The sequence below is a fragment of the Pantoea sp. OXWO6B1 genome (assembly GCF_001641135.1).
Classification (GTDB): Bacteria; Pseudomonadota; Gammaproteobacteria; order Enterobacterales; family Enterobacteriaceae; genus Pantoea; species Pantoea allii.
In genome coordinates this window covers 3,886,504-3,909,263 of record NZ_LWLR01000001.1, presented here as the reverse complement: position 1 = coordinate 3,909,263, position 22,760 = coordinate 3,886,504, and the positions used below count along the sequence as shown (strand labels likewise).

The window sequence follows — 22,760 nt, the reverse complement described above, 5'->3', positions numbered from 1 at the left end:
CTTTTTAGATAAAAGAGTTCCTTGCACCTTTGTTAACAAAGGTGCATCTCAGTTGCTGAATAAAATCCGGGGCGCAGGCACCGTCCATCAGGAAAAATAAAGTTTTAGTGTTTTGATCTCATAAGGTAAAAAAGACAATGAAACAGGCTCTGAACCTGCGTGAACGTGTTCAGGTTGTTCCATCAAATCACACTCAACCCATCGGCTGAGCGGGTAGTCACTGTGTAATGTCACTTGTTGACGTCCACCGGTGAACTCATGCAGCCTGACGAGCAATGCAGGTTCATCTTCAGCCTGTTTTATGGCGTCCAGCTGTATACATGGATGGCTGAACCTGACTGGATAAACCAGCGGCTGCGCTAATATGCCTGACATCACCGACGGTGTTTCATTCAGGAACCAGGCCTGATGGGCAACACAAGCCTGTCGCCAGTCACCTGCATGAGGGAGCAGCGCATAGGTAAAATGGTGTTTCCCCTGGTCCGCCTGTGGGTCCGGACTTATCGCCGATTTAATCAGCGTCAATTGCATGGCGTTATCTTTGATAGCCTGGCCGTATTTGCTGTCATTCAGGAAGCTGACACCATAATTTGACTCTGACAAATCCGCCCACTGGTGAACCACACTTTCAAAGCGGGCGTAGTCCCAGCTGGTGTTCCAGGTTGTGGAACGACGCACATTTCCGAACTGAATGTCATAGGTCGCTTCGGTAGCTCTTATCGCCACCGGGAAGCGGACTTTCAGCAGTTGATTTGTCGCAAACCAGTCAACATCGGTGACGAAATCAATGCGAGGAGAGTTCCGGTATACCCTCATGCACTGACGGATCTGACTCTCTCCATCCTGCCACTGGAATGACACTTCCGCTAAAAGTGGTCCGGAAGTCGTGAGCGATACGGCTGTCAACTCGGTGATCATGCGTGATTTTTGGACGTGGAATATTTCAATATCCCAGGCGTCGTACTTCAGAGGTTTATCTTCATAAACGGTAAAAATGTTACCCGGCTCAGCCAGTACGTCGCGCTGTTGTTGGCGATCCCATATTCGGGTCAGTTGTCCGCTTGTGTTCCAGCTAATGCGGTACAGAGGGGTATCCAGTTGTCCTTCCTGATAATGGAAAGGATTATCACTCTCTACCGCCGCATGGCCAGTTGCTTGAAAACTGACCGCCTCAAGAGGATGCAACACTGATGGGGCCAGCCAGCATCCTCCATCGGTAAGCTGACTGGGTACAGGTTGACCTTCAGTATCCAGCCATCCACTTTCAGTCTGCCCCGCCAAAAATACAGGTTCTGCATAGCGTGGCCATGCACTGCTGTTGAACAGGGTGACTCCGGCGGCCGCTGTATTCAACAAAGGTGCAGCAGCCCTGGCTGTTAACAGCGTAATGGTGTCGTCCAGCTGTTGATATTCTTCAGCGGCATCCTGATAAACTTCAGCAATCGACGATCCGGGAATAATGTCGTGGAATTGATTTCGCAGCAGCAATGTCCAGGCATCGCGCAATGGCTGCTCAGGATAATCCTGCCAGCCTTTTTGGTGCAGAGCAGAAACAACGCTGAGCCACTCCAGATGGCGGAGCGATAATTCCCCACGCCGATTGGCTCGTTTGACCTGGGCCTGACTGGTGTAAGTCCCTCGGTGACTTTCGAAATAAAGCTCACCATCCCAGACATGTTGCCATGCACCGCTCTCCTTCTGACATTGAGCTAAACCATCAAAGAAAGAAAGCGCACCGCCGTGTTTAACTTTAGGCAATCCAGGTAGCGCGCTGAAGCGCTCCAGAAGCTCCAGCATCTCTTCATTCGGCCCACCGCCGCCGTCACCATAACCGTAAGGCAGCATCAGTGTCTGATTAAGTGTTTTATCCCGATAATTGTTCCATAGCCCCTGCACAGATTTAGCATTCACAATGCCGTTATAAGTATATCGGGGGAAGCCTTCCTCTGGCGTCGTGACAAAGTGTGCCAGCACTTCGCTACCATCAATACCTCGCCAGGTGAACGTATCGTGAGGGAGCTGATTGAATTCATTCCAGCTGATTTTGGTTGTCATGAAGTAACTGATGCCAGATTTTTTGAGGATCTGCGGTAAGGCCCAGGAATAACCAAATACGTCCGGGAGCCACAGGCAGCGAGGCGTGACGCCAAACTCCTGTTGCATAAAACGCCGTCCGTAGAGAACCTGCCGCACCAGCGACTCCCCTGACGGGATGTTGCAGTCAGCCTCCAGCCACATTGCTCCGTCGATTTCCCAACGTCCTTCAGCAATACGTTCCCGGATTTGGTTGTAGAGCACGGGATAGTCAGATTTCAGCCAGGCGTAAAGCTGGGGCTGCGACTGGAAAAAGCAGTATTGCGGATAACGTTCCATCAGGCGTAATGCAGTGGAAAACGATCGGGCGCATTTTTCACGTGTGTGCTTTAACTGCCACAAGAATGCGACATCAATGTGGGTATGTCCCACGGCATGCACGGTTACAGGATGATGTTTCTCTGAAGACAGTATTGCCGTCCGTAGCTGGTCAGCAGCCCGGTGAACGCTTTCGTAGAAAGCCTCATCTCCGGGTTTACGCCAGTCAATAATATTAAATGCGAGGTCAGTTTGATGCAGCAAGTGGGCGCGGTCGGCCGAGTTTTCGTCCAGCGCCATCACGCTTTGCCACGCGGACAGAGCGGTGTAGTAAAGATCGTCACACGCCTCATCCCGCCAGCCGAATCGAACGTTCTGGATGGAATTGCCCACGTGAAATGCTTCAAAATGCTGACGGATTTTACCTTCGAGAATGCCGGACCAAATCCGACAGTACATGCGAACAGTGCTGCCTGCGCGTTCTTTGGGCAAAACTACCCAAGGGTGATTTTGATCCACGCCTGACCAGGGCTGCTCGTCAATGAACAGCAGCGCTTCAAATTCACGGCGATCGCGACCTAAACTAAAGTCAAAATGTCCGATGACCTGACGATCCTGCCAGCTATCAGGCATGTGCCAGTCAATACGCAGCCATGCATAAATATCTTTTTCACGCCACTGAGTCTCCGGACCACAGGCCTGCCAATCGGCATTGTCCCCCGGCGGTAACGCACCGTTGACTCCCTCACGATCGTAACAGAGCGACAGCGCGGCAGGGGACTGCCAGTCCCGGCCCCGGTACTGAGAGAGTTCATCAATACGTTGCTGAAGTTTCTTTTCAGTAAAAAACATCCTGACTCCCGATAATATACAAAACAATGTTTAGTAAACTACACATAAAAAAAGAGTCAGTCCGTGACCGCAATCACTAATAACCATGCCATGAATGATTTATTTTTGCGTAAAATCGGCTACGGAAAGAAAATACCGGTACTCAGGCAGCATGAATGATGCCATTTTGTTTACTAATCAATTTATACTGGTTAGAGTTACTCTTACGAGATTCTGCCGGAGAGAAGATGAAGATAATGTTTCATTTGGGAATGGATATTGGCGGTACCAAAATTGAAGTACAGGTATTAGACAAGAGCGGCACCAGCATTTATCGCCATCGAACCGCGACTCACACGCAGTCAACAGAGGCTCTGGTAGAACAAGTGGTTTTGCTGATAAGGGATGCAGAGGCGGAAGTCGGACAACCTTGTACGTTGGGCGTTGGTTTACCGGGGAGTCTGGACCCGCAAAGTGGCTTACTGAAGAATTCAAACATCCTCAGTCTTAATCAGCACCCCGTGCAACAACTGCTTGTTCAGCGTTTACAGCGGCCGATCACGCTCACCAATGATGCCAACTGCTTTGCGTTGTCCGAAGCCATGGACGGAGCCGGAGCCGGACACCATTGCGTCGCGGGCGTCATTCTTGGCACTGGATGCGGCGGCGGCATTGTGATTGGACAGCAGTTACAGCAAGGAAAAAATGGCAACAGTGGCGAATGGGGCCATGTGGCACTGCCGGGCTATCAGCAGGAACGAGATGGCGCGCCACACCGCTGCTATTGTGGACAATGGAATTGTCTGGAATCTTTCGTCTCCGGCACGGGGATAACCCGGCAGCTCCGCAGTGAATTTGGTGAATCTATGAACGGTGAGCAGTTTTTCCACGATTATTCCTTGCATCCAACACCTCATAGCATTCAATGGGTTGAACGCTTTCGCGATCAGCTTTCGCGCGTACTGGCAATGATTGTGAATATCCTTGACCCTGATATCATCGTGCTGGGCGGAGGTTTGTCCAATGTCAGCCCGCTGCATTCCAATTTAGCCGATTGTATGAGTCAGTATACGTTCGGACGCTATGCTAACACGCCCGTTGTCACTGCCCGACACGGCGACAGCAGTGGCGTCAGAGGGGCCGCGTGGCTGGGGGGAAATGCATTATGAAATTGAGTAACAATCATTAAGGAGCATGCCGCTATGAGTAAATCCGTCAGGATCCGGGACATTGCCAGTGCATCTGGATTTTCGGTCGGGGCTGTGTCGCGCGCGTTAAAAGGCCAGCCGGGTATCGGTGATAAACCGCGGCAACATGTCATTCAGACCGCCCGCGATCTGGGCTATGATTTTACTCGCCTGCAAGGCAATAAAATTCAGCGGATCCTGTTTATTCTTCACCAACAGCATAATGTCCCGCTCTCGTTGTTGTTCTATACCCCGCTGTTGATGGAAGTGGAAGCGGTATGCCGTGAGAATGATATTGCGCTGAGCTTTCTGGCACTGGGCCCAATGGATCCCGTAGAAAAACGGGTGCGTCAGCACAATCCCGACGGGCTGCTGGTCGTTGGCTATATGGAGCAGGAGCTTTTGGCCTCTCTACAAAAATTACAGTTGCCTGTGGCACTTGTGGATTTATTTTCGCCGGATTTGAACTCAGTCAATCCAGATAACCAGCGAGGCGGCTATCTGGCCACTCATCATCTCATCGACCTGGGTCGCCAGCGCATTGCTTTTTTGGCCAGCAGCCTGGCACATTACAGCATCCAGCAGAGGGAACGGGGTTACAGACATGCCCTTTATGAAGCGGGTTTACTGATGCCTCCTGATTATGAAGCTATTGCACCGGGCCACTTACCACCGGAACAAAGTCTGGAAGCGGCCATGCAAAGCCTGCTGACGTTACCAAAGCCGCCCGATGCGCTGTTTGCCTATAACGATGCCGCAGCGCTCATCGCTCTGCGGGTGAGCCAGCGAATGGGCTTGCGTGTGCCTGAGGATATCGCCATCATCGGCTTTGACGGTATTGATGGGGCCGGTCTGAATGAGCCGTCGCTAAGCACGATTCGGGTTGATCGTAAAGCGCTGGGTCGGGAAGGCGTGGCGCTACTTTCGGAACACAATGCACCACAGCAGCGGTTAGTTGATGTGCGTCTGTGTATTCGCGCCAGTACTGACTCTTCAGCTGAGAAACACAATGAAAACTGAAGCTTTGACGACCGAATTAAACAGCCCAGATGGCCTGCTCCACATGCTCCTGACTCTGCAGGGAGGAGCATGTCAGCAGCTCTTTATGACAAGAGGCAATGGCTCCCGACAACCGATCTTTTATCGTGCTCACTGGCTGGATAATCTGGACAGTTGTGCCGGACAGCCTCCGTTGATGCGGCAGCTGGGGGGAGAATGGGTAGGTGTTCCATTCGGGCACGGTGACGATGGAAAGTATTTTCAACCAGAATACCCACATGGAATGCCTGCCAACAGTTTATGGCACTGGCGATCGCTGAGGAAAAGCCAGGCAACTATGGGCTACAGCTACCCGGAGTCGTATCCGCTGCGCGAGCTGGAAAGAACTATTGTCCTGGGTGATGACGGACAGGTATCTTTTTCCTTGCGAATTGAAGCTCGTGAAGACTGTGCGTTACCCGTTGGATTACATCCCATTTTCCCGTTCGGGGGGGACTGGGGGCCGCTGCATCTGCTGGACCTGGATGGTATTCCTGCGCTTAGTTATCCCCACCCTCCCGAAGCGGGAGTGAGCCAACTGATGCCATTGCAGCCATTCTCCTCTATAAAGGCGGCACCGCTCAGTAACGGTGAGTCATGGGATTTAACGCGTTTACCCTTGCCTGCTAAGACCGAAGAAATTGTGCAGCTATTACCCCCTGTCCATCAGGTGGGAATGGAATGGCCCCGACTCGGTTTGCAGGTGACGTTAAAATGGGATACCGAGTGGTTACCCTATTGTCTGCTATGGTTCAGCAACGGCGGCCGTGAATACGCCCCCTGGGATGGTCGTAATTATTGCCTGGGCATCGAGCCTGTTCATTCAGCCTGGGATTCAGGGCCGGGAGCCATCCAGGATAATCCCCTTAGTGAGCAGGGGTTTTCAACCGCGCTTTCGCTGAAAGCAAACAAGGCCATCACAATCCAGTATCAATTAACATGCACATTACTTTAGGCTTCGGTCAGGGCCGTTTGCAGAACAGTTATTAGTATAACGAGCATGCCATACGCACAATGTTTAGTAACACTGCCGCCTCTTTTACTCATAAGCTGATAGCTCAATAAGATTTAAATCTGGGTCGCGGATATAAACAGACACAATGTTACCTGTCGCCCCCGTTCTGCTCACTGGTCCTTCTGTCACAACAACCTGTTGTTCCTGTAGTTGTAAAAGGACTTCGGCGATGGGTTTGTTAACAATAAAGCAAAGATCCAGCGAACGCGCTCTTGATGTCAGACTCCCTGAACAGTTTTCGTTAATCGGGAAACTCAGAGCGCAGTATCCTGTGGTCACTCTCTGCCATGTGTTCGGGGTTCATCGCAGCAGTTACAAATACTGGAAAAACCGTCCTGAAACGCCAGACGGGCTGTATTACGCAGTCAGGTACTTGAGCTGCATGGCATCAGCCACGGTTCGGCCGGGGCAAGAAGCATCGCCACAATGGCAACCCAGAGAGGCTACCAGATGGGGCGCTGGCTCGCTGGCAGGCTCATGAAAGAGCTGGGGCTGGTCAGTTGCCAGCAGCCGACTCACCGGTATAAACGTGGTGGTCATGAGCACATTGCTATCCCGAATCATCTTGAGCGGCAGTTCGCCGTAACAGAATCAAAGCAGGTGTGGTGCGGTGATGTGACCTGTATCTGGACAGGTAAGCGCTGTGCGTACCTCGCTGTTGTTCTCGACCTGTTCGCAAGGAAACCAGTAGGCTGGGCAATGTCGTTCTCACCGGACAGCAGACTCACCATGAAAGCGCTGGAAATGGCATGGGAAACGCGCGGCAAGCCCGTCGGAGTGATGTTCCACAGCGATCAGGGCAGCGATTATACAAGCAGGCAGTTCCAGCAGTTCCAGCAGTTCCAGCAGTTACTGTGGCGATACCGGATCAAACAGAGTATGAGTCGGCGTGGAAACTGCTGGGATAATAGCCCAATGGAGCGCTTCTTCCGGAGTCTGAAGAACGAATGGGTGCCAGTGACGGGTTATGTAAGCTTCAGCGACGCAGCTCACGCAATAACGGACTATATCGTTGGATATTACAGCGCACTCAGGCCGCATGAATATAATGGTGGGTTACCACCAAACGAATCGGAAAATCGATACTGGAAAAACTCTAACGCGGTGGCCAGTTTTTGTTGACCACTACACTTCGTAAAAGCTGCCTGTGGCCACCTGGTGCCACCTAGAAGAGTTGGTTAGCGCCACTACAAAGGTGTTTCGACAGACCTCGTTGCGAGGACATAAATTGTCTACTGGCGTAAGATCAGTCCATCATGATCGTTGATATGGTTGAGCAAATTATACGAAATTTTGATTAATTTATTAAAAAAAACAAACGCGCTGAGGCTCAGCCCTGTTACGGGCTGAGCTTTTATACTGCTGTATTTGTACCTTCTGGTTCATCAATAAAATCAGCGTACCACTGCATCATCTCGCGACGATTTTCCAAATACTGTGCATGGTTGTATGTGCCACGAATACTGTTCTTATCCACATGAGCGAGTTGCGTCTCGATCCATGCAGTATTAAAACCCTGTTCATGCAAAATGGTACTTATTGTGTGGCGAAAACCGTGGCCGGTTGCTCTCTTATCATAACCAATCCTTTTAAGAACCATATTAATGCTAGCCTCACTCATCGGTTTGTTCACATCATTTCGCCCCGCAAAAATGAGCTGATAGTTTCCTGTTAACTCTCCCAATTGACGAAGAGCGCTCAAGGATTGAGCCGATAATGGGACAATGTGAGGACGTTTCATTTTCATTCTAGTTTTGGGGATTTCCCAGATACGATTATCGAAGTCTATTTCATGCCATTCAGCCAGACGTAATTCTACAGTTCTCAATCCTGTCAGCAAGAGCAATCGGGTTGCGAGAAGGGTAATAAGACTTCCAGAGTAACTTTATAGCTTTTGCAAAAACTCAGGCAGCTCTGCGGCGGTAAGAAAGGGATAGTGCTGTTTCTCATGGCCTTGTAAAGCGCTACCAAGATCAGCTGCTGGGTTGTATTCGGCACGACCTGTCACAATCGCGTAGCGAAAAACCTCACTACAACGCTGGCGTACTTTGCTTGTGAGCTCAGACGCTCCCCGCTTTTCTATTCGTTGCAACACAGACAAAAGCTCTAGCGGCTTTATTTCATTTACCGGCTGGGAGCCAAGATAGGGAAAGACATTATTTTTAAAAGCTCGATTGACGTAATCAGCATAACTCTTCGACCAGCCAGATACTTTTGCGTTGTACCATTCGAGAGCAATTGCTTCAAATGTGTTGGTAACCGAGAGCTTTTTGGCTAACTGCGCGGCTTTTTTGACCTCTCCGGGATCCTTATCATTCGCCAATACCTTTCTTGCCTCATCTCGTTTAGCGCGAGCTTCCGCAAGTGAAATATCCGGGTAGGTTCCGAATGAGAGCTTTTTCTCTCTCCCGGCAAATCGATACTTCATGCGCCAGTACTTTGAACCGTTAGTATTGACCATGAGATATAGCCCTCCACCATCAGTGAGCTTATAGGCTTTGTCACTGGGTTTTGCAGTCTCGACCTGACGCGCATTTAAGGGCATTTTGGGGGCCTCGATTTTCATTGAACAGGATAAGCCCCCACTAAGGCCCCCAAGCGTTTATTGATTCGCGTTGAAATGGGTAGACATCTGTTGACGTCGCATAGCCAGAATAGAGGGTTTGTCGCTGATTATAAATGGGTTTTATTGAATTCGGTAGATGTCAGGAGAAGTGTATATGGTGTCCCCTGCAGGAATCGAACCTTCGGTTAAGTGACTTAATTTAAGAGAAAAATGAAATTTGAAATCATTTGTACCAACAAAGATACCAACAAAAAACTTTATTCTTCAAAATAGCTTTATGACGTTGATTGAACAGTGTTGATTATACTCTTTTCATGGAGAAATCGTGAAGGAATAAGCTTTGAAAAACTGGTCAACAGAAGATACTAAAGCAGTCAAATCCTGGCTGAACATTTCAAGCTATAGAAAGTTCGAAGAGACCACGCTTAACTGTCTCTATCATGAGCTGTGGGCAAGGGCATTGCTCTTTAAACCTTGGTCCACAGAAGAAGAAAAGATCGGCCTCGGTGGGTATATGAGACAGATCTTCAATGGGAAGCCTTTCCTCTTCGAGCCCGAACAGCTTAACTACATGCAAGATGATCAAACTCTTCAAAGCCCACCGCATATCTTCATCACAGACATAAGCCGCCTTGCTCAACTTAGTGTAACGGGTCTCCGGGTCAATCTGTTCTCCTGGGAGCAAGGTAGTGACGAGTACTGCGTAAACCTTCCCCATCATGAAGCCCATGTATCTACGGTTATGTCAGCGATATGTGAGAGCACCGTCCTTTTAGAAATCGACCTTGCCAGTGGTACAGACGATGAAATTGCAGAGTCTATCAAGTCAGCACTTCCGCAATGGAGACGCGTGAAGGGGATTGAAGCTGACGAGTCAGGGGCTGTGCGCTTCGGCTACGGCACAATCAAGAAGGTTATCTCTTATCGTCTCATAGCAATGCTCGATGTTCTTTTATGGGCAAAGATGTATGACCTGCGTGTTTCAGACGAGCGGCTTTCCAGACTGCTGTACACAGACGAAGACGATGAGACAGTAATCCGTCTTAACTACCAAATCAAAGACGCTGATAGACCACTGGCTATGAAAGCAGCAACTATTGATTTCATTCGGCAATTCAACTTCTTCATAAATCGAAACCCCCACCTTAAAAATATGAGAGTTTCAGACGTCATGAAACTCTCGGATTCCAACTGACCCCGCCTCCAGTGGCTCCGTTGTCACGAGCCACACTCACTCACCCGATCTTCCTCCTGTAATGTAGCTCTCATCGAAACAGAAGAGAGAGCGTCAGTATGAACATTTCAAATAAAAAGCTCATTCGCTTAAGTGCGGTAATAAATAAAACAGGTTATAGCAAGTCATGGATTTATAAACTTATTAGTAAAAAGCAATTTCCTCAACCTATCAAAATTGGCTCTCGTGCGGTGGCATTTATTGAGGGTGAGATTGATGAGTGGATAGAGGTATTAATTTCTAAATCACGAAACGAAACCATTTAAGAGGGCTTTAATGTGAAGTTGAACGATTTTATTAGTACTAATGAATATTTTAGGTCTATGGAAAAACAATCATTTAATGAAAGATTCGATCATGTTGCAGTTACAGCCATGTGTAATGATGAATTTTCCAAAAGTATTGCTTTCTGGTTAGGAGAATATCTCTCAGGAAATATAAAGGGTGCAATATCAACTGTTTTTGAATTTGAGTTTAAATTACAGTACGCAGTCTTTTCAATATGGATGTCTTTATTTAAGCAGAAAGCAGATGTTGAGAATCTGGCCAAAATAATCCTTTTGTTTAAATCTGAACATGAATTCAAGAATTTCAAGTTGTAAGGTTATTTTAAACAAATCGTATTTTTATAGCGTTAATATGGCAGTAATAGTAATGGGGTCATGTAACATATGCATGGCCCTTTATATATATGAATTACAATCTGCCTTGCTTTTTTATGGTTTCTGATAGTAGTTCAATCTTCGAATGCAACACTTCCTGTTCATTTTTAATTCTTTGAGTTAAATGTTCGTTTCTAAGATCGGCAACACGTGATTGAATAGACTGAAAGTTTTCGAATTGTGATTCTCCGTCGAGAGTAGATTTCTGACCAAAGCCATAGCTAATGAGTTGAGATATTGAATGTTGATCATCAAGGTCATTGTCGATTTTGAAGTCAGATAAATATTGGAAGAAATCAAGGAACTCACTTGCTGATAACTCTAATAGGTAGCGTTCGTAGAAATCGAAGGCGGAGGATTCATTTAATTCTTGCAAGATTTCATGTTCATTTTCAGGAAAATATATCCACATAATTTCCAGGTTGTTTTTAATGTCAATCATAGGCTCTCCCCAAGTTTTTATTCATGTATAACCAATTATGAAATAAAAGCAACTATTGACTAGTTAAAAAGTTATGTTATTTAAAGTTAATGCCGTGGAAGTTGTCGATAAAAATGGAAAGAATTAAAAGCCAAAATAGCTTAAATTTTGCAAAATTCTTTACAGAGATAATGCGAAGTCAGTTATATCAAGCTACGCAGAGTGTTTTTAAGGTATCAGGTAAATAGAAAATACCTTTATTAATGAAATATTTTGCATACTGATAACCACCTATAAATAAAAGATTATAGCCTTCATGATTAACCTGATTAATATTTAAGCCATGTTCAAAGAAGTAATCAATAATCTGAAAACATTCTTCATTTTCTTCAAGAATAGGAAGTAGTGTCATAAGTGCATTATTGCCGAATGAGTCAATATGATTAATGTTAATTCCTGCTTTGACAAGAATATCGATTGATTCCAAATCATTAACGAAAAACAAAGCATTCTGGTTATAAGAATTAGTATGGTTAACGTTTAACCCAGCATTAAGTAAAATTTTCAAAGCTTCTTTCTCGGAATGGAAAATTGCCGTTTCACCTTGCCTGTTTTTATGGGTAAAATTAATGCCTTGCTCAATTAAGTAAGATGTCGTTTCAGCATCTGAAAAAAATAATGCATTATCACCAAGACTGGTTTCGGTATTTATATCTGCACCTAATATATACCTTATTAACATTTGGAAAGAATATTTAGGACCATCCTTTATTGACAGTTATTAAGCGGTATATTAATAAAATATTCTTGCAAAATTATTGTAGGTCATTGTTTTTGAATATTTAACCTATACCTGTTTTGCAAAGAATTTAACTGAAAAAAAAGGAGAGTTTATGGAAAGATTTGGTGTTAAAACGTTTAAAATGAAAAATGGTGAGCGCTACTGCATTATAAAAAACAAGAAAACAGGTATCCCGGTATTTTATCCATGTTTATTTATTACTACACAACTGAGAAACAGTAGTGAATCGATAAAGACAATTGAGACTCAGGCAGGGTGTATCGCACTTTTTTATCGGTTTCTTTTTATACGCAATATAGACATTGAAGAGCGAATTCAAACAGCAAGATTCCTGGATAACAACGAAATTGATCTTCTGCGGGATTTTGTCGGAAAGAGGATGAGAACTGCGAAAGTGATTAATATCAAAGATCATCATCCTGGAGTATGCAGTGCGACAAAGTACATACGGCTTACGACAATAGCGAAATATCTCGAATGGTTGTGTCAGCTAACTATCAAGAATATAGATGATGGCTATAGGAAAATCTCCTGCTTTGTGAAAAAAATAAAAGCCAGAAGGCCGAAGATAAAATACAGGAATTCAGAAGGCAATGTCTATAAAACAATTGAAGAAGAAGACCTGGATATGCTTCATTCTGTTATTAATCCTCAATGTGAATTTAATCCATTCGACAAAAAAGTTCGCCAGAGAAATCAGCTTATAGTCACGATATTACATTCGCTAGGGATAAGGTGTGGAGAGTTATTGAACCTGAGAGTAGAAGATATTGATTTTGCAGCGCAAATGCTTTTCATAAGACGAAGGGCTGACAGTATTGAGGACACAAGAGTCAATCAGCCCCTCGTAAAAACGCTTGAAAGAAATTTACCCATGTCTGACGAACTTACCAGACTTCTCCATTCATATATTACAGGCGAAAGAAAAGCCAATATCAGAAAGAAAAAGCACGGATACCTTTTTATTACGCACAAAGAAGGTGAGACACGTGGCGATCCTCTGTCCGTTCCTTCTTACCATAAGATCATTTACAGACTGAGAAGCATTGACTCAGGTTTAAGCCAGTTAACCGGACATAAGTTCAGACACACCTGGAACTATCTGTTTTCGAAACTAATGGATGAAAGCACTGAGTATGTGAGTGAAGAGATGCAAGAGAAAATGCGTTCAGACCATATGGGGTGGGAGCCGGGTTCTGGAACAGCACAAATATACAACAGACGATTTATTGTTAATGAATCAGTAAAAGCAGCATTGCAACTTCAGGATAATATCTTTAAAAAGCGCAGCGAGGTCTCCTATGAATAAATTAAGTTTTAAGAATGCGCATCGAGATATCTTTCAGGCAAAAAATGAAAGTTACACGTTCGGATTGGATGATGAATTCTGGGAGCTGAGCAGAAATATTAAATTGAATGTGGGTGAGGTCACTGAAAGGATGCCAGATAACCTCAGGTACGGTTATCTGAATACACTGAAATATTTCGCAGAAGAAATTAGCCCCGGTTCAGTTAAGCAAATTAACAGAGTTTTCATGAAATTCATTTCGTTTATGAGTTTTGATTCAATTGACGAAGCTGTAATGTTAACAGCAAAATCAAGTAATAATTTCTCTAATCAGGATCTTATTTGTCTCAGGATCCTAATCAAAAAATGGTATGAGCTAGGTTTTGAAGGGATTACCCCAAACGGTGTAGATCTCGTGGATAACTGGACGATAAAAGACAATAAAAAGGGGGAGGTGGTTAAAAGACGAGACCCTTATCAGGGACCTCTGACAGATATGGAGTTTGATAACTTTTACGATGCTGTCTCACGCGCATACCAGAAGGGGACGATATCCTATTCTGATCTGGCAATGGCCTTAATCACCATTCATACGGGAAGAAGAAGTTTACAAATCACACAGATAAAAACTAAAGATATCATAAACGAACGAATCATAAACGAATGCTATATAAATGTTCCCAGAATAAAGCAAGGTGAAAAATACAGAGCCTCATTCAGGCGATTCAGAATTACAAATGAATTATTCAACATATTTAAAGAGCAGGCTCGTATTGTTTCTGAGGCTTTTAGCAAGCAGCTTGGCAGAAAGCTCTCTGAAAGAGAGATATTAGAATTACCATTGTTTGTCTGTCAGGAAAGGCTTGAAGCGATTGTTGATTGTGAGAATCTACATGAGATTCTTTCCTCAGACAGACTTCATGCCTATGCGATAAAGTGTACTCAAACGCTCAAAAGAATAGCTACAACAGAGAACGTAATCTCGGAAAGGACGGGTGAAGTAATAAATATGAATGCCCGGCGGTTTCGCTATACGTTAGGTACACGGCTCGCAAGAGAGGGCTACGGAGAAGTCGTCATAGGCGAATTACTTGATCATTCCACTTTAATGTATACAGGCGTTTATGTTCAGTCAGGTCCAGATAGTTTAAATAGAATCGAAGATGCCGTTTCCACTGAGCTTGGTTACTACGCAAAGATGTTTCAGGGAGTGCTGATTAACAAAAGTGAGGATAAATATCCCGGTGGCAACATCAGAATCAATACTGGTGAAAAGTCAGGGCAATGCGCCAGTTGCAAATCCTGCACAGCATGTGTGCCCATACCCTGTTACACCTGCATGCATTTCAGACCTTTTGTTGAAGGGCCGCATGAAAAATTACTCGAATATTTACTCGATGAGCGTAACAGGATTCAGTGCATAGTGGCTGATCCTATGACTATACAAATACTTGATAGAACAATTATTGCAGTATCAGAGGTGATAAATAAGTGCAAAGAAATCAAAACAAACCCGGAGGTGTTAAATGGATGATATTAAAAATGATAAGTTAAAAGTGCTCGAAACGCGCAGGGAAAAATATTGCGCGCAGAAAATAGATGATTTTGTGAGCTACTCTCGGTTCACTCTCAATAAAAACGACCTTGTGAGCTGGGAGGAGGTTAACTGGTCAAAAGTTTTCCTTTTCACTAAAACCCCTGTCAAAGGCGTCAAAAAAAGCTCTGTTATTGTAAATGAGCCATTAGACAAGAATTTTATTGAGTTCGCTAAAAGCTATGTCCTTTACCACTACATGAATGGAGGCAAGAAAATCAATCAGCGTCTGAATATTGTTTTCAGAACACTTGAGGCAGCCCTCTTGCAGGTCAATGGGCGGGGTCATATTCAGTACGTTAACCTCACTGTTCTGGAGCAGTGCGTTGTCACTTTAAGAAGCGCATACAACAAAGCAGTAGCGCATGCCTGCGGTAAAGTACTGGAAGGACTGCTTTCATTTCTCAGAGAAAAAGAATTCCTGATCATGCAGTCACTGCTCTGGAAGAGTCCACTCAGAGCGCAGGAAGCAAGCAACAGGCTCACTAAAACTGCACAAGAGGCCCGTGAGGCAAAGTTACCTGACGAAGAGTCGTTGAATGCTATCGCTGAAATCTTCGCACTTCCAGACGGTCAGCTTTCAGAAATGGACGTGTTCATAAGCTCCGTCTTTGCGTTGCTTATGTGTGCACCTTCCAGAGTAACAGAAATCCTGACGCTCCCTGCGTATTGTGAAATCCGTGAAGCGGACAGAGAAGGAAAGCTGAGGTATGGGCTGAGATTCTATTCCGAAAAAGGCTTTGGTGGAAATGTGAAATGGATACCTGAAGTCATGGTCCCGGTTGCTGAGATAGCTATCAGGAGGCTGAGGACTCTTTCAGAAAACGCCCGCACATATGCCAGAGAGATTGAGATTTCCGGTAAGGGCCGAGAGCTTTACCCAGACTTCCCCTGGTACGATAAAGAAAAGAACATTCGATACAGCAACGCACTATGTCTTCTGTTCCGATATCAGCTCAGTGCAAGTTTAACGACGCAAAGATCTCTTTTCAGACCAACTGCCACTATGGTTAGCACCAGTCTGGGAAGCACTGAATATCGTCGGAATCATTCAATTACAACGATATTTGACAGGCACGGATACAGAGGGGCAAATGGAAACAGCCTTTCACTCAGAAGTCATCAGGCAAGACACTTACTTAATACAATTGCACAACGTGGTGGCCTTGGCGATTTTGAACTGGCCAAGTGGTCAGGACGAGTGAGGGAAACACAAAACAGAACTTATAACCACGTCAGCCAGGAAGAGAAGGTTCGGGAGTCAGTTAAGCATAATGTGCAGAATATTGGCATTAAACCAGAAAACACCACCCCACGAGCTGTAGCAAAGCCTTCATGGCGTATTGATGTCAAGGATACAGGCCACGCAGCCATTCACGTGACAGAGTTCGGCTACTGCACTCATGACTACGTAATCTCACCGTGTACGAAGTTCAGGGACTGTATCAATTGCAGCGATCATACGTGCGTGAAAGGGGACAAAGACTCGCTAGGCAGGCTGGAAGCTACTGCAGCATACACAGAGCAGCTTATTGAAAAGGCAAAGGTTGACATGGAAGACGAGGAGTACGGGGCTGACAAGTGGGCGGCCTATCACGAAAAAACGCAAGCTAGACTTCTGGATTTGATAGCGTTACTCAAAAGCAAAAAACTTGAGGATGGGGCGTTGGTAAGACTGAATGGTGATGATTTTACACATATGAAAAATCTCACTGGCGTGAGCAGGAATGAACTGATTGGAAATGAAAGGATAAATCATAATTAAAAGGAGAGTCATATGGCTAAACATCTAGATAATAAAGACATCAACATAATTAAAAACACAATAGCAGGTTGGGACAGTGAGAAGTCAGGTAAGCTTTCATGGGAATATCTTTGTGACAGGCTTGAACCTCTGATTGGTAAGCGACCAACCCGTCAGTCACTGGGGCTTCACAAAGATATTGTCATGGCTTTCAATATTAAGAAGAAAAATATTAAGTCTGGTAATGATGAAGAAAAACGGCCAGCTAATTTGAAAGTTGCCTCACAGCGCATCAGGAATCTCGAATTCAAAAATAAAATGCTGGCAGAAGAGCTGAGGAGTCTGGAAGAGCGGTTCGTTGTATGGCAGTTTAATGCTATAAATCACGGAATCAGTTTTGAACAACTTAATAATGGATTACCCAAGATAGACAGGGAAACAAATGCTGATTAAATATTTAGTTGCGCAGGTATTGCGCAATTAAAATTATATGTTATCTTGTATATACAACCAGGGAGTGGTTGATCAATTTTGCAAGGACGCAATCTATGAAAAATACAGACGCTCTTTCAAGGGAAGAAAAGTTACTTTTGCTTTTACAAATGTTCATTGAGAGATTAAAAAAATCAGGTTTTGCTCAGGACAAGATAATTAGATATATGTGGCTATTCTGTGTCGGCTACTACATTAAGTACTACCTTCCACAATTTAAAACAGATGTTGCTGATCGTTTTACGATCATATCTATGCTTTCAAACGCTCTTAAATCGAGTTCTCTAAGAATCAGTCAGCACCTTGGCTATAAACATGAGATCACGTTTTTCTTTCGCTTTATGATTCATTATGCCATTGATAATGAAGAAGAGGCGGAAAATATTTATCGTGAGGAAAGGGTAAAATATGAGAAAGCTGTACTCTTGAATCAGGTCGTTGCGGCTAGGAGTAAGAGAAAGAAAAAAAGAATTTAAACGAAATTCAAAAAAAGAGCCATAGAATACGGCTCTTTTTTTTAATATTTTAAGAAGTTCTCGCTCGATTAGATAAAGCGCATCCCCAACTAAAAAGTAACTCACCAATATTATCCCACTCATCTTTCATATGTGGCGGTAGTAATGGGGGTAACCTTGCTAGATTGAAGCTTGATAAAACTTCTGAGCTTGCGTTTAATAATTTTTCACTAAATCCAGGTACTGCAATACAAGGTTCTTTACACGAACAATTCATATCTCTAACACATTTGTTACGTTTGAAGTTAGGAGCTTTTTCTAGGGGATCATGCCAAAATCTGTCATTGTATGTCTCATCTATCTCGTTGATTGTTTTAACGGACATGCCCAGTTTGTGATCGAAATATTTTTTTAATTCGGATGAGTAAGCAATAAGAGCTTTTAGTTGATCATGTGAATCAAGGTATTTACTGTCTAATTTTTTCAGTTTAATAGCCTCTTCAATTATTTCCATGGGTATTAAAGATTCAACTTCATGGGATTCGATAATGAAAAATTTGCAAAAAGGACTATTGTCAGACTCTTTAAATTTTCTTGCAGTTGAACCCAACTTAGAGCGAGGATGTTTTTTATCCGTATCAAGAAGGCAGAAGCATAGTTTTTGCATATTTTTTATATGGTCGTAATTTGCCTTAGTTCCCCCGCCGCCACCGCTTACTACATCAAAATTAATATTAATACCTAACATCTTTTGGCTGTGTTTGTAATGCTCCCCAATTATTTTGTATAATTTATAATCATTTATATCTTCGCAAAGTAGTTTGGTTTGCTGAGAAACTGAAGAATCATTAAAAAAATTATACCCAACTGTAAAGTAATTGTCTTTTTTATCACATCCAATAACACCATTTGCAGAAGATGACATGTCTACTCTACAAAAATATTTAACTTTATTTTTTATAAGATGCATTTCTTTTGTATGTTGAAGGATATTTTGTGCAGTATTGCAGTTAACTGCACCTAAGTTTTTGTGGAGAGACATCTCTTTCAAAAAACTTTCATCAGAAATTACAATATGTTTCCTTTCACGATGTGCACATAAGATATTTTGAATAGAAGTTTCAATTTTATTATCGTCTAAATCTATTTTTCTGGAGGTGAATAGTTCGATTAACATATTATTCTCCAGAGAAGAAGCCAACAGGCCAGTTGATAAAATATCCCTCATCATCAAAGTTTGCTGTGTAGGTAGAGCTGCCAGAATCTTTGTTTTTTTCAAAAATCATTATATTTACATCATCTTTGCTAATTATATTATTCTGAATACAATCACCAATAGCATCAATCATTGATTGACTATGGGTTTCAAAAATGAATTTAATATTTTTATTGGTGCCGCGTACTGAATTAATAACCTTTGCAAAAAGAGATGCTACTTTATTTTGATATGCAGGATGAAGGTGGAGTTCAGGCTGCTCTATGACAAATATTACCTCCTTTCGACTCTCAGAACGATCTTGAATTTCTAACCATACGGACATAATAATAGGTAAAACCTGAGAGAAACCATAACCCATATCATTAATGTTATGCTCATTTACATCGTTTTCAGTTTTGATTTTTATTGCATAGTGAGAGCCATCAGTAGTCACTAATGCAATAAAACCAAAGTTTTCTTTGGTCCATTCTTGGAACTTGTTTTTTTCAGTGTCTGAAATTGCATTAAGAATCATTGCGACGTTAGATCCCGTATGATCCATTTCATCAACTTGTAGATCCTGAAAACGATAAAATCTCTCACTATTGGCTCGGATCGGACCTAAATATTTTACTGATAAAAAAGATTCTCTCAGTGAGTGGTTTATGACATTAGTGGTTCTCTGATAGTTTTTTAACAAAACAAAGGGGAATAAAACATCTAGTAAATCTTCCATTGCTTCAGAGTCTTTGATTTTACCAAGGAAATATTTTTGTGTTTTAAATATTTCAAGAGTCTGTTTTTTTGTTTCTTCTCTACTGAAGCAATATATTTCTAAAACACCTTTTGCAATCGTAGATATACTTGTAGAGGAATGGAAGAATTTTTTTATTGCTTGTGCAGCTGCTTCTGCAGTTTTTTTATTATGATACCTAACATTGTTCAATTGAGTATTATGGCTGCTGTAATCTAAATAGCGATCATCAGAATTATTTTTTACCCAAAGACTTGTTTCTTTATTTTGTTTTTTTTGTGGCTCTGGTGTCCAGATTAAATCGGGAAAAAATTTAAAATCTCTTTGTAAAGAAGGTTGCGCTTCAATTGAATGTTCGTATGTATTTGATGATGCTATAACAGAAGTTTTTTCACCAGAAAAAGAAGGGGTGATTAATATTTTTGCACCATTTATCTCAAAGCTTATTGACTTGGTGAGAGTTTTTTTATCATGTTCAGTTATATTCAATTCTACCGAAACTTCGGTCAAGTAATCTCCTTTATAATATTGACCTGTGCTGTAAAAATAATCAAAACCAACACCTAAGGGAATACTCAAATCAAACTTTAAAGTGATAATATCTTTATTTTGACCGTTTTTACAAATAGCTTCACTAAAATTTCCATAATCTACAAATCTACCGTACCAAAGTATTGGGCCTGTTGTTGTTTCCTGCACAGATTGACGCAAAAGTGGAAATAAACGTATCAAGGAACTCTTGCCACTACTATTCCTTCCTAAATAAACTGTCAATGGTTTTAATTCGCTATAAGCATAGTTTTCGAAGCTTCTCAGGTTTTTAACGCCAAGACCTTTTAACATAAATTAATCCTATAAATCATGTTTTAACTATAAGTATTAAAGTTTTGATAGATGTAATTTTTTCGATAAGTGAAATTACATTTCTTTATTGCTTTTAATGTCCCATCCTGACTGGCTTTCTGCACCTTTACCGCCGCTTGCAGATTGCTCCCAGTACTGAGTTTTAACTTTTGAAGCCTGGAACTGATATGAGACACCGATCAAATCACGATTTGTAGTGCCATTGAAAATCACATTGGTGATAAGAACGTCTTCAAGCGTAATGCGGCAATACTCGATTTGACTCCCTCCGGCCTTACATACCGATAGCTCTACCTTACCAATATGCTTGCCGTTAGAGACATAGCGCATTATTGCTGGAGTTGCTTTGTCTATCTGGGCTTGAACCGAGAGATCGCGGTACTGAACTTTTCCAGCACCACCTCCGCCTCCAACTGACATGTTCCCTGGCTGGTTCGCGCCCCATGTGAAAGATTCAATAGAAATCCAGCCTTTATGGTTACTGTCCTGTGATTCACCTGTAATTCCATCAATTTTCAAGAAGAGATCTGTACTCATGACTGGTCCTTTTTCTTTCCCTGAGAAGGGTAATCTGATTAAATAAACTTAATGATGCGTATAATGACATAAAGGCACAGTCATGGACTACTGGAAACCAGAACGATTCAAGGATTACTTTCTGACTATGGCTCATGCTGAGGCAAATCAGCTGCTTAGCAATGCTAATCACCTTTCTCACATCTACCTTAAAGACGGATTTAATAGGTTACAGTTTCAGGATAACGTTAAAGCTTTCGTTAACGCTCAGCTTAACGTTATCCGTTCAGACTCCACTGATGATCAATGTCAGGAGTGCATCCAAAATCTCAAAAAGGAAAATGAATACCTTACGATTCAGGACAGAATGCTCAGAGCAGGAACAGCTGCGGTTCATGCTTCGGTACAATTGGTCAAGAATGGAGATTTTTGGGGCTATGTAATCAATGGTGTTGGGGTAGTGCTGAGCGGTATGCAGGTAATAGCCGGTGTATCAGTGATCGGTGCTTCCCTAGCGTCAGGGACAATCATAGGTTCAGCCTTTGGGGGAATGTTGGTTCTGCATGGACTCAACGGTTTTCAGGAGTCTGTTGAGAACCTGGTATATGGCAAAACTGATAGTGTGGGATTACTCAAACAGGGTTATGTAGCAACAGCTGAGTTTTTAGGGTTCGATCAGAGGGTTGGGCAGTTAGCATACAGTTCAATGGATCTGGCACTGTCTCTCTATGGCATCGTGCGTCTGGTACAAAAACCTGAGGCCTGGCGGCTCTACTATTTTCTTAATACCGACTACGTTCGCGGTATTAAGGAAATGAGCAGAAAAGAGCTATTCATAGAAGTCTATAATGACGCTTCAGCCATTAAATCAATCTCTGATACTTACAAAGATTGACCATGCTTTTTCATGAATCTGTAAGCTTTAAATGCAGGTTTCAAAGGTACGAATATATATAAAATAACGAAACCTGCTACAAGCGTGATTGAATACGAAACAAGGTTTTCTTGTGTACCACTGCGAATGGTATAGATGAACCCTGCGAGAAGGATTGCTATTAATATCATTGCAACTATGAATCTTTTCTTTAACTGTGAAAGGAGCCAAGGATAAGGATAACCGTCTTTCTCAGCATGCTGACGTATCACAGAGACTTCTTTTGGTGTAAATCCTTCTTTTACAAGCATTTCTTCGATTTGCATTTTGTTCATAATGAGCGTCATTCATTTGTCTTACGATAGTCTGATTGTAACTCATTACCTAAGCCCTATACAAACCGGACACACATTTGAAAGGCTTCTGGTTTTTTTATTTTTTTGAATGGTTCCCTGGTGCTAACACTTGCGCATAAAATATGTGCTTTGAAATTTCGTTGAAAAATGAGTTTGTTAATTGTTGGATTAAATTAAGGTGATACTTTCCAGTTACCCTCATTTTTAGTGAATTTGAATTCAGCCACAGTCTGTTTTTCTCCGAGGTATGGCAGAGTAATGTCTGTATCAACTTTGCAGAGATAAGTGCCTTTTGCCTCTGACTCTTTGCAGGAAACCTTTTCAGCTTTGTTCAGAGTCGTGAGCATGTCTTTGCTGTTTTCACCGAACCGCTGTCTGGCTTGCTGGTTTGTGTGGTCAATGTTGTCCTGCATAGCTTGCTGGATTTCGGTAGGGGAGGGTTCGCTGTCGCAGCCTGTAAGTAGAGCCGCCAAAGACAGGGCTGCAACTGTTGAAAGTTTATTCATTTCTTAATCCC

General features: G+C 43.1%; 20 protein-coding genes and 2 pseudogenes. 13 read left to right on the top strand and 9 right to left on the bottom strand.

The features are described 5' to 3' along the window. Window positions 1–87: 87 nt before the first annotated feature. Complete coding sequence (locus tag A6A26_RS20220) at window positions 88–3,204, bottom strand: alpha-mannosidase (protein ID WP_063880398.1); 3,117 nt, start codon at window positions 3,202–3,204, stop codon at window positions 88–90. 236 nt (window positions 3,205–3,440) lie between these two features. On the opposite strand from A6A26_RS20220, the gene A6A26_RS20215 reads away from it, so the two are divergent. The 4 genes and pseudogenes from A6A26_RS20215 to A6A26_RS20200 form a co-directional block, all read left to right on the top strand. Beyond that, window positions 3,441–4,352: an ROK family protein gene (locus A6A26_RS20215; protein WP_063881222.1), complete on the top strand. Its 912-nt coding sequence runs from the start codon at window positions 3,441–3,443 to the stop codon at window positions 4,350–4,352. Window positions 4,353–4,385: 33 nt separating this feature from the next. Continuing rightward, window positions 4,386–5,390, top strand: a complete 1,005-nt coding sequence (locus A6A26_RS20210) for a LacI family DNA-binding transcriptional regulator (RefSeq protein ID WP_063880397.1) — start codon at window positions 4,386–4,388, stop codon at window positions 5,388–5,390. Window positions 5,391–5,475: 85 nt separating this feature from the next. Then, window positions 5,476–6,363 (top strand): aldose epimerase family protein, encoded by an 888-nt coding sequence (locus tag A6A26_RS20205; RefSeq protein ID WP_156506686.1) that lies wholly within the window; start codon window positions 5,476–5,478, stop codon window positions 6,361–6,363. 265 nt (window positions 6,364–6,628) lie between these two features. Beyond that, window positions 6,629–7,545, top strand: a pseudogene (locus A6A26_RS20200) (IS3 family transposase); the annotation flags it as partial. A gap of 232 nt (window positions 7,546–7,777) precedes the next feature. Here the strand turns inward: A6A26_RS20200 and A6A26_RS26080 are convergent. Continuing rightward, window positions 7,778–8,968: pseudogene (locus tag A6A26_RS26080) on the bottom strand (tyrosine-type recombinase/integrase). A gap of 361 nt (window positions 8,969–9,329) precedes the next feature. Here A6A26_RS26080 and A6A26_RS20190 point away from each other — a divergent pair. From A6A26_RS20190 to A6A26_RS20180, 3 genes are all read left to right on the top strand, one after another. Continuing rightward, entirely contained in the window at window positions 9,330–10,184 is an 855-nt protein-coding gene (locus A6A26_RS20190) for a DUF6387 family protein (protein WP_063880394.1), read from the top strand. 98 nt (window positions 10,185–10,282) lie between these two features. After that, a complete protein-coding gene (locus A6A26_RS20185) occupies window positions 10,283–10,489 on the top strand; it encodes a helix-turn-helix transcriptional regulator (RefSeq protein ID WP_063880393.1) in 207 nt (68 codons plus the stop codon). 57 nt (window positions 10,490–10,546) lie between these two features. Beyond that, complete coding sequence (locus A6A26_RS20180; RefSeq protein WP_156506685.1) at window positions 10,547–10,825, top strand: hypothetical protein; 279 nt, start codon at window positions 10,547–10,549, stop codon at window positions 10,823–10,825. 94 nt (window positions 10,826–10,919) lie between these two features. Here A6A26_RS20180 and A6A26_RS20175 read toward each other — a convergent pair whose 3' ends face one another. Further along, window positions 10,920–11,327, bottom strand: coding sequence for a hypothetical protein (locus A6A26_RS20175; protein ID WP_063880391.1), 408 nt, complete (start codon window positions 11,325–11,327; stop codon window positions 10,920–10,922). A 187-nt stretch (window positions 11,328–11,514) separates the two neighbouring features. Beyond that, a complete protein-coding gene (locus tag A6A26_RS20170) occupies window positions 11,515–12,048 on the bottom strand; it encodes an ankyrin repeat domain-containing protein (RefSeq protein WP_063880390.1) in 534 nt (177 codons plus the stop codon). A gap of 151 nt (window positions 12,049–12,199) precedes the next feature. Between A6A26_RS20170 and A6A26_RS20165 the strand changes: the two genes are divergently transcribed. The 5 genes from A6A26_RS20165 (at window position 12,200) to A6A26_RS20145 (ending at window position 17,702) form a co-directional block, all read left to right on the top strand. After that, a complete protein-coding gene (locus A6A26_RS20165; RefSeq protein WP_063880389.1) occupies window positions 12,200–13,417 on the top strand; it encodes a tyrosine-type recombinase/integrase in 1,218 nt (405 codons plus the stop codon). Further along, complete coding sequence (locus A6A26_RS20160) at window positions 13,410–14,930, top strand: site-specific integrase (protein WP_063880388.1); 1,521 nt, start codon at window positions 13,410–13,412, stop codon at window positions 14,928–14,930. The genes A6A26_RS20165 and A6A26_RS20160 overlap by 8 nt, the downstream gene beginning before the upstream one ends. Further along, window positions 14,923–16,755, top strand: coding sequence for a hypothetical protein (locus A6A26_RS20155; RefSeq protein ID WP_063880387.1), 1,833 nt, complete (start codon window positions 14,923–14,925; stop codon window positions 16,753–16,755). Before A6A26_RS20160 ends, A6A26_RS20155 begins: the two co-directional genes overlap by 8 nt. Window positions 16,756–16,767: 12 nt before the next feature. Next, window positions 16,768–17,187, top strand: coding sequence for a hypothetical protein (locus tag A6A26_RS20150; protein WP_063880386.1), 420 nt, complete (start codon window positions 16,768–16,770; stop codon window positions 17,185–17,187). 95 nt (window positions 17,188–17,282) lie between these two features. Then, window positions 17,283–17,702, top strand: coding sequence for a hypothetical protein (locus tag A6A26_RS20145; protein WP_063880385.1), 420 nt, complete (start codon window positions 17,283–17,285; stop codon window positions 17,700–17,702). Window positions 17,703–17,751: 49 nt separating this feature from the next. On the opposite strand, the gene A6A26_RS20140 is transcribed toward A6A26_RS20145, so the two are convergent. From A6A26_RS20140 to A6A26_RS20130, 3 genes are all read right to left on the bottom strand, one after another. Then, complete coding sequence (locus A6A26_RS20140; RefSeq protein WP_063880384.1) at window positions 17,752–18,858, bottom strand: hypothetical protein; 1,107 nt, start codon at window positions 18,856–18,858, stop codon at window positions 17,752–17,754. A gap of 1 nt (window position 18,859) precedes the next feature. Next, complete coding sequence (locus tag A6A26_RS20135) at window positions 18,860–20,476, bottom strand: AAA family ATPase (protein ID WP_063880383.1); 1,617 nt, start codon at window positions 20,474–20,476, stop codon at window positions 18,860–18,862. Window positions 20,477–20,551: 75 nt separating this feature from the next. After that, on the bottom strand, window positions 20,552–21,034 hold the full coding sequence (locus A6A26_RS20130; protein ID WP_063880382.1) for an Hcp family type VI secretion system effector: 483 nt from the start codon (window positions 21,032–21,034) through the stop codon (window positions 20,552–20,554). Between the two features lie 82 nt (window positions 21,035–21,116). Between A6A26_RS20130 and A6A26_RS20125 the strand changes: the two genes are divergently transcribed. Next, window positions 21,117–21,908, top strand: coding sequence for a DUF4225 domain-containing protein (locus tag A6A26_RS20125; protein ID WP_063880381.1), 792 nt, complete (start codon window positions 21,117–21,119; stop codon window positions 21,906–21,908). Here the strand turns inward: A6A26_RS20125 and A6A26_RS20120 are convergent. Both A6A26_RS20120 and A6A26_RS20115 read right to left on the bottom strand, forming a co-directional pair. Beyond that, window positions 21,896–22,222 (bottom strand): hypothetical protein, encoded by a 327-nt coding sequence (locus tag A6A26_RS20120; protein WP_156506684.1) that lies wholly within the window; start codon window positions 22,220–22,222, stop codon window positions 21,896–21,898. The two genes, A6A26_RS20125 and A6A26_RS20120, sit on opposite strands and share 13 nt — an antisense overlap. Before the next feature lie 194 nt (window positions 22,223–22,416). Further along, entirely contained in the window at window positions 22,417–22,749 is a 333-nt protein-coding gene (locus tag A6A26_RS20115; protein ID WP_063880379.1) for a hypothetical protein, read from the bottom strand. Between the last annotated feature and the right edge of the window lie 11 nt (window positions 22,750–22,760).

Coding starts and splice junctions, on each gene's coding strand:
- A6A26_RS20220 (WP_063880398.1), bottom strand. CDS start 3,204: ATGTTTTTTACTGAAAAGAAACTTCAGCAACGTATTGATGAACTCTCT.
- A6A26_RS20215 (WP_063881222.1), top strand. CDS start 3,441: ATGTTTCATTTGGGAATGGATATTGGCGGTACCAAAATTGAAGTACAG.
- A6A26_RS20210 (WP_063880397.1), top strand. CDS start 4,386: ATGAGTAAATCCGTCAGGATCCGGGACATTGCCAGTGCATCTGGATTT.
- A6A26_RS20205 (WP_156506686.1), top strand. CDS start 5,476: ATGACAAGAGGCAATGGCTCCCGACAACCGATCTTTTATCGTGCTCAC.
- A6A26_RS20185 (WP_063880393.1), top strand. CDS start 10,283: ATGAACATTTCAAATAAAAAGCTCATTCGCTTAAGTGCGGTAATAAAT.
- A6A26_RS20180 (WP_156506685.1), top strand. CDS start 10,547: ATGGAAAAACAATCATTTAATGAAAGATTCGATCATGTTGCAGTTACA.
- A6A26_RS20175 (WP_063880391.1), bottom strand. CDS start 11,327: ATGATTGACATTAAAAACAACCTGGAAATTATGTGGATATATTTTCCT.
- A6A26_RS20170 (WP_063880390.1), bottom strand. CDS start 12,048: ATGTTAATAAGGTATATATTAGGTGCAGATATAAATACCGAAACCAGT.
- A6A26_RS20165 (WP_063880389.1), top strand. CDS start 12,200: ATGGAAAGATTTGGTGTTAAAACGTTTAAAATGAAAAATGGTGAGCGC.
- A6A26_RS20160 (WP_063880388.1), top strand. CDS start 13,410: ATGAATAAATTAAGTTTTAAGAATGCGCATCGAGATATCTTTCAGGCA.
- A6A26_RS20155 (WP_063880387.1), top strand. CDS start 14,923: ATGGATGATATTAAAAATGATAAGTTAAAAGTGCTCGAAACGCGCAGG.
- A6A26_RS20150 (WP_063880386.1), top strand. CDS start 16,768: ATGGCTAAACATCTAGATAATAAAGACATCAACATAATTAAAAACACA.
- A6A26_RS20145 (WP_063880385.1), top strand. CDS start 17,283: ATGAAAAATACAGACGCTCTTTCAAGGGAAGAAAAGTTACTTTTGCTT.
- A6A26_RS20140 (WP_063880384.1), bottom strand. CDS start 18,858: ATGTTAATCGAACTATTCACCTCCAGAAAAATAGATTTAGACGATAAT.
- A6A26_RS20135 (WP_063880383.1), bottom strand. CDS start 20,476: ATGTTAAAAGGTCTTGGCGTTAAAAACCTGAGAAGCTTCGAAAACTAT.
- A6A26_RS20130 (WP_063880382.1), bottom strand. CDS start 21,034: ATGAGTACAGATCTCTTCTTGAAAATTGATGGAATTACAGGTGAATCA.
- A6A26_RS20125 (WP_063880381.1), top strand. CDS start 21,117: ATGGACTACTGGAAACCAGAACGATTCAAGGATTACTTTCTGACTATG.
- A6A26_RS20120 (WP_156506684.1), bottom strand. CDS start 22,222: ATGAACAAAATGCAAATCGAAGAAATGCTTGTAAAAGAAGGATTTACA.
- A6A26_RS20115 (WP_063880379.1), bottom strand. CDS start 22,749: ATGAATAAACTTTCAACAGTTGCAGCCCTGTCTTTGGCGGCTCTACTT.